Annotated in this window: 8 protein-coding genes; 3 read left to right on the top strand and 5 right to left on the bottom strand. The window is 71.2% G+C overall.

Translation table 11 applies throughout. The features are described from left to right. From ACRWND_RS17685 to wrbA, 3 genes are all read right to left on the bottom strand, one after another. A partial coding sequence (locus tag ACRWND_RS17685; protein ID WP_431950368.1) for a hypothetical protein occupies positions 1-265 on the bottom strand: 265 nt, incomplete at its 3' end. Positions 266-415: 150 nt separating this feature from the next. After that, on the bottom strand, positions 416-1,066 hold the full coding sequence (locus ACRWND_RS17680; protein WP_431950366.1) for a DsbA family oxidoreductase: 651 nt from the start codon (positions 1,064-1,066) through the stop codon (positions 416-418). 107 nt (positions 1,067-1,173) lie between these two features. Further along, a complete protein-coding gene (gene wrbA, locus ACRWND_RS17675) occupies positions 1,174-1,782 on the bottom strand; it encodes an NAD(P)H:quinone oxidoreductase (protein WP_431950364.1) in 609 nt (202 codons plus the stop codon). Between the two features lie 173 nt (positions 1,783-1,955). On the opposite strand from wrbA, the gene ACRWND_RS17670 reads away from it, so the two are divergent. Beyond that, positions 1,956-2,429: a MarR family winged helix-turn-helix transcriptional regulator gene (locus ACRWND_RS17670; protein ID WP_431950362.1), complete on the top strand. Its 474-nt coding sequence runs from the start codon at positions 1,956-1,958 to the stop codon at positions 2,427-2,429. Between the two features lie 162 nt (positions 2,430-2,591). Continuing rightward, positions 2,592-3,185, top strand: coding sequence for a CGNR zinc finger domain-containing protein (locus ACRWND_RS17665; RefSeq protein WP_431950380.1), 594 nt, complete (start codon positions 2,592-2,594; stop codon positions 3,183-3,185). 99 nt (positions 3,186-3,284) lie between these two features. On the opposite strand, the gene ACRWND_RS17660 is transcribed toward ACRWND_RS17665, so the two are convergent. Next, the gene (locus tag ACRWND_RS17660; protein WP_431950360.1) at positions 3,285-3,980 is read right to left on the bottom strand and encodes a cytochrome b/b6 domain-containing protein; all 696 of its coding nucleotides are present in this window, start codon (positions 3,978-3,980) and stop codon (positions 3,285-3,287) included. After that, a complete protein-coding gene (locus ACRWND_RS17655) occupies positions 3,922-4,596 on the bottom strand; it encodes a molybdopterin-dependent oxidoreductase (RefSeq protein ID WP_431950378.1) in 675 nt (224 codons plus the stop codon). The genes ACRWND_RS17660 and ACRWND_RS17655 overlap by 59 nt, the downstream gene beginning before the upstream one ends. An 885-nt stretch (positions 4,597-5,481) precedes the next feature. Between ACRWND_RS17655 and ACRWND_RS17650 the strand changes: the two genes are divergently transcribed. After that, positions 5,482-7,431: an N-acetylmuramoyl-L-alanine amidase gene (locus tag ACRWND_RS17650; protein ID WP_431950357.1), complete on the top strand. Its 1,950-nt coding sequence runs from the start codon at positions 5,482-5,484 to the stop codon at positions 7,429-7,431. Positions 7,432-7,626 lie beyond the last annotated feature (195 nt).

Below are 7,626 nucleotides of genomic sequence, written 5' to 3'. Positions count from 1 at the left end.
GGCAGGGGTTGCGGTTCGGGGCGGCCCTCGACCACGGACCCGCGGCCGACCGAGCAGTGCTGAGACTGGTCTGCGCGACCGCCTCGCCGGGCGCTTCGTCGAGGGCCGCGTCGAGGGCCGCGTCGAGGTGTTCACCGTGCAGTGCGGTGTCCCGTCGGTGCGCATCCCCCGCCATGGCGCCCTGCGGCGCGCAGGGAAGCAGGCCGTTGTCCGGGTTTTCCGGCCTGGAGCAGACCTCGGGGCTTCGTCCACGTCGTGCTGCCACGGCATCCTGGACCGCCACCTGCAGACCCCGCTGGTCGAGCCCGGCGCGTCCGGCCCACGTCCGACGCCGCAGTGGGGTCGGACGTGGGCCGGGGCGGGCAGCGGCGGGACTCAGGGCGTTCGGCTCCGGCGGCGGACGGTGCGCCCCGCGTCACGCCCCGGCCGGGGTGTGGGCTTCCCAGGCCTGTTCCAGAGCGCGGGTGAACATCTCGGCCGGCTGCAGGCCGGTCACGCCGTACTTCCGGTCCAGCACGAAGAACGGCACACCGCCGGCGCCGAGTTCCGCGGCGAGCCGCTCGTCGGCCCGGACCTCCCGGGCGTAGGCCTCGGGGTCGGCCAGGACGGCGTCCGCCTCCGCCCGGTCCAGTCCCGCCTCTACCGCGAGGTCCAGTTGGGTCCGCCTGTCGTAGACGGAGCGCTCGTCCGCGAAGTTCACCGTGAAGGCGAGGTCGAGAAGCTCCTGCTGGACGCCGTGCGCCTTGGCCAGGTGCAGCAGGCGGTGGACGTCGAAGGTGTTGCCGTGGACGCGGCCGCCGATCCGGTAGTCCAGGCCTTCGGCGCGGGCCTCCGACGCGGCATGCTCCTCCCGCGCGACCTGCTGCTCGCGGGTGCGCCCGTACTGTGCCGCGACGGCGTCGATGATGGGGGTCGTGCCGTTCCGGGCGTCCGGGTTGAGCTCGTACGAACGGTGCACCACCTCGACCTCGTCGCGGTGCGCGAAGCCGGCGAGGGCCCGCGCGAAGCGCGCTCTGCCGATGTAGCACCAGGGACAGGCGACATCGGTCCAGATCTCCACGCGCATGTTTCCGCATCTCCTCGTTCGTGGGTCGGTGGGGTGTGGAACGGCGCCGCGCGGCCGTCGGTGAGGGGTGGTGGGGTCGCGCGGCGCCGCTGCCTGCGGGGTGCCGCTCAGGCGGCCTTGAGCTGTGCGGCGACCCGGACGACCCGCTCGGCCTGGACGCGGGCCGCGGTGCGGGTGACCTCGTCCACCGGGTTGTTGCCCTGGCCGTCCACGTGGGAGGTGCCGTAGGGGTTTCCGTCGATGAACTTGGACGGCTGGGTGAAGCCCGGGGTGACGGTGATCCCGCCGAAGTGGTGGATCGAGGTGTAGAGGGACAGGAGCGTGGCCTCCTGGCCTGCGTGCGCCGTGGCGCTGGAGACGAAGGCGCTGTAGACCTTGTCGATCAGCTTGCCCTCGGCCCACAGACCGCCCAGCGTGTCGATGAACTGCTTGAGCTGCGCCGAGACGTTGCCGAAGCGGGTGGGGGTGCCGAAGACGACGGCGTCGGCCCACTCGATGTCCTCGGGTGTGGCCTGCGGCACGTGCGCGGTGGCCGCGTGGTGGGCGGCCCAGGCCGGGTTGGCGTCGATGGCGGTCTGCGGGGCGATTTCCGCCGTGCGGACCACGCGGACCTCCGCGCCGGCCTTGACGGCGGCGTCGTGGAGTTCCTTTGCGATCTCGGTGATGGTGCCGGTCGACGAGTAGTAGACGATGGCGAGCTTGACGGGGGTGGCCACGAGAGGCGCTCCGTTCCTTGGTTTCCGCTGTCGGGGGGATGGCGCCCGGTGCTAACCGACCGGTCGCCTATTTCGAAGCTAGACGACCGGTCGACAACTGTCAAAGGCATGCGCTCGCCCCGAGGCGGCGCTCTGCGGGTCTCATTGACCTGTCAAGCAGCTACAGTGAGGGGATGGCAACCACGAAGCGGCAGGTGAAGGCCCTCAGCGCGAGCGAGGAAGCGTTCGTGCGCGAGGTGGGACGAGTCCTCCTCGAGCTCCCGCGTGCCGTCGACGCGGACATGATCGAGGGGGCCGGGCTTCCGCTCTCCGAGTACTCGCCGCTGATGTTCCTGTCGGAGACCCCGGGCCGCGCGATGCGCATGAGCGAGCTCGCCGCGGTCTGCAGCCTCTCCCTCAGCGGCATGACGCGTGTCGTCATCCGGCTCGAGAAGCACGGCTGGGTGGAACGCGTCAAGTGCGCCGAGGACGGCCGGGGCTGGAACGCCGTGCTCACGGACGCCGGGCTCGAGCGCCTTGAGCAGGCATGGCCCACGCACCTCGCCAGCGTGCGGCGCCACCTCGTCGACCATTTCCGCGACCACGACCTCGCCGCGCTGACGGCCGCGCTGCGACGCGTGGCGAGCGGCCAGGGCGATCGCGCCTGATCGAGGGCTGTCCCAGGCGCCCACTGGAGGCCGCGTCGAGGCTGCGTGCCGTCACGGCCTGTGCGGTGAGTGGCGCCCGGGGCCGCGGTGCGCGGGAGCGGCGGACCGCCGGAGTGACAGCGTCTTGCCGTGTTGTTCGTCACCTGCCAGAATGGTGACATGATGCATGCGTTCAAGTGCGGCCTGCCGGTGCTGGACTTCGTGGGAACGCTGAGGCGCCGCCGGAACCCGGACCCCCAGGAGATGCTCACCACGCCTGAGAGCCTGGACGTGTGGTTCTGGGAGTCGGGCCTCGTCGACGGGGCCGTGGGTGCGCGGCCGTCCGACGTGACGGAGGCCGTCGCCCTCCGAGAGGCGATCTTCTCGCTCGTCAGCTCCGCCCTGAACAAGGAGGAGTACGACGCCGAGGCCCTCGCGCTCCTCAACTCCGCGGCACGCGGGCCGTCCGCCGTCCCGCAGCTCACCGCGCAGGGGCGCCGGGTCGAGGCGACCCCCCGGCAGGCGCTGTCGTCGTTGGCCCGCGAGGCGGTGCGGCTGCTGAGCGGTCCCGACATCGAGCTGGTCAAGGAGTGCAGCAGGCCGGAGTGCACGCAGATCTACCTCGACCGCTCCCACGGCGGCCGCCGCGAGTGGTGCGCCATGGACCCGTGCGGCAACCGGGTGAAGGCAGCCGCGTACCGGGCGCGCAAGAAGGCGGCGCGACCGCGGTCGGCCAGGTCTCACCCGGCATCGGTCTCCGCAGCCCGGCGCACGTAGCCGTACGCCGTGCCCGGGCCGTACACCGTGCCCGGTCGGCCGGGCCCCGTCTTCGGGGCCCGGCCGACCGGGCAGGCGCGTACGAGGGCGAAGCCGGGGTCAGGGCTGAGGTGTGTCCTTCGCCGCCGGACGCTCCTCGGCCTCCGTCCAGTGGACGTGCCACCGTCTCGCCCAGGCCGTGGACACGTAACCCGTGCGCATCCCCAGCCGGGCCTCGGGGTCCTGCAGCGCCTTGCGTATGTGCCCGATCACCACAAGGACGATGGCCCAGGCCACGAGGTCGTGCACGAAGATCGCGCTGGTGCGGGAGACCGCCGGCAGCACTCCGGTGAACCACATCAGCAGCCCGGTGGCCGCCATGACCAGTACGGCCCCCGCGAGCCACCCCGCGTAGAGCTTCTGGCCGGCGTTGAACTTGCCGGCGGGCCGCAGCTCCGGAGCGGTCAGCCGCCTGCGCGCCGCGCGCAGCCAGTGCCTGTCGTACGCGGCGAACCGGTTCAGCCTGCGCAGGTCGGCGCGGAAGGCCGGGGAGACGAGCCCGAGCAGAAGGGGCAGCGGCAGCAGGATCCCCGACCACTCGTGGACGGTCGCGACGAGATGGCGGCGTCCGACGAGCTGGGCCAGCGGACCCAGGTAGAGGCAGGCCGCGGTCGTCAGGCACAGCAGCATCAGCAGACCGGTGCCGCGGTGCACCCAGCGCTCGGCCCGGGTGAAACGCAGCGCCCGCGCCGAGCGCTCAGGCGGCCTGCGCGCCGCCACGCCGGTCGGCCCCGTCGAGCCAGCCGTCGAGGTCATAGCCGTACTCCTCCCAGTAGCCGGGGACGACCTCGTCGGTCACCGTGATTCCGGACAGCCACTTGGCCGACTTGTAGAAGTACATCGGCGCGGCGTAGAGCCGGACAGGACCGCCGTGCTCGTGGCTGACCGGCTTGTCCTGCATCTTCAGGGCGACCAGCATGTCGGTGCGGCGGGCCTGTTCGAGGGTGAGGCTCTCGGTGTAGACGCCGTCGAAGCAGGTGAAGTGGATCGCCTTGCCCTCTGGGCGTACTCCTGCCGCGTCGAGCAGGTGGGACAGCGGCACACCCTCGAAGGGGGTGTCCGCCACCCGCCAGCCATCGGTGCACAGCACGTCGCGCACGATCCGCCGCTGCGGCAGCGCGCGGAGGTCGTCGAGCGTGTACGTGCGCGGGCGGTCGACGAGCCCGCCCACCTTCAGCCGGTAGGCGCGCGCGTCCTTGCGGGGCACCGACCCGACGACGCTGTAGTACCGGAAGCCGCCCGGGTTGGGCAGGACCCCGGTCAGTCCGGTGGGGTCGGCCTGGGAGGCGGCGCCGAGGACGCCCTCCCAGGCGCGCTGCAGCCAGGGCGCCGCGGCGACACCGGCCGCACCGGCGCCGAGCATGCCGAGCATGGTGCGGCGTGCCACGGGGGTTCCGCGCTCCGGTCGGCGCTCCCCGCCGGCGGCGGTCACCGCGTCCCCTTCCTTGCGCCGGACGCGGCGGCCCAGGCCCCGGGGGAGGGAACCGGCGGCGCCTCGCCCGTCGCGATGTCGTCGTACCTCACAGCTCGGCCCATGCGGCTCCTCCTGTCCCGGTGACGCGACGGCTGCGCATCACCTGTTGAAGTGGTGACGACTCTCGCACGAGGAAAAGTCACTAGTCAAGGTGGTGATGCATTCCGGGATGTGGACGCGCGCACCGGTGAAGGGTCGGTAATGCCCGGTTCGATGTCGTTACGTCCCCACGCTTACTTGCATGGTGCAGCTCTTTTCTGATCTACTCCTCGACGCAGCAAGCACTATTGGCCGGGCCCGCGGCTCTCAGGGGCACGCGCGTCCGGACAAGGCAAGGATTTCCGTGAGCTTTCACCGTCGGGGCGGTGGCGCATAGTGCCGAGCGACTGCTAGGCATGTGGCGAACTCATCCGCCGGTGCGGCCTGGGCCCTCCTCCGCCTCTGCGTTCCCCTCGTGGGAACGGGAGTTGCGGCGGGTGTGGCGCACTTGGCTGGTGGACTGCGCACTCACCGTTCGGTTGCAAAGGTGCAGCCGGCCGCACGCCTGCGTGTGTGCCCTCCTGCCGGCGGCAGTCATGTCCGGGTCGCCCGGCATGGGTGGCGGCTTGCCCGGCTCGGAAACGTACGGGGAAGACACGGAAAACGGACGTTGACGGAGTTTCACGTGCCCTTGATTCCGGCACGAGTGGAATCGCGTGAGCCTTCCACAGGAAACGGCGATACGTCATATCGAAGCGGAGCCGGGGGAATCGGCTTCGTCCGTTCAAGATTTGGAATTGTTTCATGGCATCAGAAACACCCACAGGCCGGCACGCCAAGCGGCGCAAGCGCGGCCTGCTGGCCGCGGCCAGCGCGCTGGTGGTCGCCGGATCCGTGGCCGTGCCGCTGACGGCGCAGGCCACCGGAGCCACGCCAGCGGACGCCGTCCTGCAGCGCGACTTCGCCGCGGCTGCCGACGAGTACCACGTGCCGGAACAGGTGCTGCTGGCGGTGGCGTACCAGGAGTCGGCATGGGACGGCCACGCCGGCCGGCACAGTGCGAGCGGTGGCTACGGCCCCATGCACCTCACCGACGTGACGCCGGAAATGGTGGCCGGCGGAGACGCCGGGGCGGCCGGCCGCAGCGACATCGAGTCCTTCGTCGCCGACCCGGCCCTGCACACCCTCCAGGCCGCGGCGAAGCTCACCGGGCTGTCCGCGCAGGAACTGCGCGACGACCCCGCCGCCAACATCCGCGGCGGCGCGGCCCTTCTCGCGTCGTACCAGAAGGCCGCGGGCGGATCGACCTCCGCCGGTGCCGGTGACTGGTACGGGGCGGTCGCCCGGTACAGCCAGGCCTCGCAGGCGCAGGGCGCCAAGGCGTTCGCCAACCGCGTCTTCGCCACCCTGTCCAAGGGGGCCGCCCGCACCACCGCCGACGGGCAGCGGGTCAACCTCGCAGCCCTGCCGCAGGTCAAGCCCGCCACGGGCCAGTTGGCGAAGCTGCGGCTGAAGGCCGCGGCCGACACCGGCGCCGAGTGCCCCGCGACCGTGGATTGCACCTTCGTGCCGGCGGCGCCGAGCAACGGCCAGGTCTCCGACCGGCCCGCCAACGGGGTCAGGATCGACACGATCGTCATCCACGACATCGAGGGCTCCTACGAGTCGGCCATCGCCTCGTTCCAGGCCCCGGGCAGTTCGACCGCCTCGCACTATGTGATGCGGTCCTCCGACGGTGCGGTGACGCAGATGGTGCCCACGAAGGACATCGCCTTCCACGCGGGCAACTACTCGACCAACATGCACTCCATCGGCATCGAGCACGAGGGCTTCGCCGCACACGGCGCCGACTGGTACACCGAGGCGCAGTACGAGGCCACCGCCGAACTGGTGAAGTACCTGGCCAAGCGCTTCGACATCCCGCTGGACCGGCAGCACATCATTGGTCACGACAACGTTGTCGGACCGAGCTCCGACCTTGTTTCCGGCATGCACTGGGACCCGGGTACGGCCTGGGACTGGGAGCACTTCATGGCCCTTCTCGGCGCGCCCGCCACGGGCAAGCACGGGGTGGGTGACGTCGGCTCGGTGGTGACCATCGCCCCCGGCTTCAAGCACAACCGGCAGACCGTCGAGATCTGCCCGGGCGACGACCCGACCGGAGCCACCCCCGAGTGCACCAAGGTGACGCAGCCGTCGAACTCCCTGTTCGTGCGGACCGCACCCAGCAGCACCGCGCCCCTCTTCGGCGACCAGGCCATCCACTCCGGCGGCAACGGCACCGACCGCGTCAACGACTGGGGCAACACCGTGCAGGCCGGCCAGCAGTTCGTGGTCGCCGGCAAGAAGGGCCCCTGGACGGCGATCTGGTTCAGCGGCTCGAAGGTGTGGTTCTACAACCCGGGCGGTGCCAACACCCTTGTGGCGCGTGATGGTTACACCATCGTCAAGGCCGGCGTGAAGAGCTCTACGCCGCCCGCCAAGGTGTACGGCTCCAGCTACCCGGACGCCGCCGAGTACCCGGCCGGCTACGGCGCCTCCACCCAGGCGGCGCTGAGCATGTACACCATCCCGTCCGGCCAGGCATACGTCGCCACCGCGGCGCCGGCGCTCACCGACGACTACTTCAAGAGCGACGGCAAGGTCGTCTTCGGCGCCAAGAAGATGTACACGATCCAGTACAACCACCGGGTCGCCCTGGTGTACGCGAACGACGTCATCGCCTCCCGGCGCGCCGTGCACCACGGCCGCTGACATCCGCATGACGCTCTGAGGTGGGGCCCGCGAGCCGTTGCTCGCGGGCCCCACCCGCGTCCTGGGCCCTCCGATTCCCGCGTCCCGGACCCTGGCCTTTTCGCGCCGGACCTCCGTCTTCCCGCGCCGGATGCCGGTCTTCCCGCGTCAGGACCCAGGCCTTCCGAACCCGCGCCTTCTGCCCTGCGAGCCCTG

Origin of the sequence: Actinacidiphila sp. bgisy167, from assembly GCF_965342175.1 — a bacterium.
Classification (GTDB): Bacteria; Actinomycetota; Actinomycetes; order Streptomycetales; family Streptomycetaceae; genus Actinacidiphila.
Note: the sequence above shows the minus strand (reverse complement) of the source record. Positions and strands in the feature narration are given on the sequence as shown.

Excerpts from the sequence above, each read along its gene's own strand:
- ACRWND_RS17660 (WP_431950360.1), bottom strand. The coding sequence starts at position 3,980 with ATGACCTCGACGGCTGGCTCGACGGGGCCGACCGGCGTGGCGGCGCGC.
- ACRWND_RS17655 (WP_431950378.1), bottom strand. The coding sequence starts at position 4,596 with ATGCTCGGCATGCTCGGCGCCGGTGCGGCCGGTGTCGCCGCGGCGCCC.
- ACRWND_RS17650 (WP_431950357.1), top strand. The coding sequence starts at position 5,482 with ATGGCATCAGAAACACCCACAGGCCGGCACGCCAAGCGGCGCAAGCGC.
- ACRWND_RS17670 (WP_431950362.1), top strand. The coding sequence starts at position 1,956 with ATGGCAACCACGAAGCGGCAGGTGAAGGCCCTCAGCGCGAGCGAGGAA.
- ACRWND_RS17680 (WP_431950366.1), bottom strand. The coding sequence starts at position 1,066 with ATGCGCGTGGAGATCTGGACCGATGTCGCCTGTCCCTGGTGCTACATC.
- ACRWND_RS17665 (WP_431950380.1), top strand. The coding sequence starts at position 2,592 with ATGCATGCGTTCAAGTGCGGCCTGCCGGTGCTGGACTTCGTGGGAACG.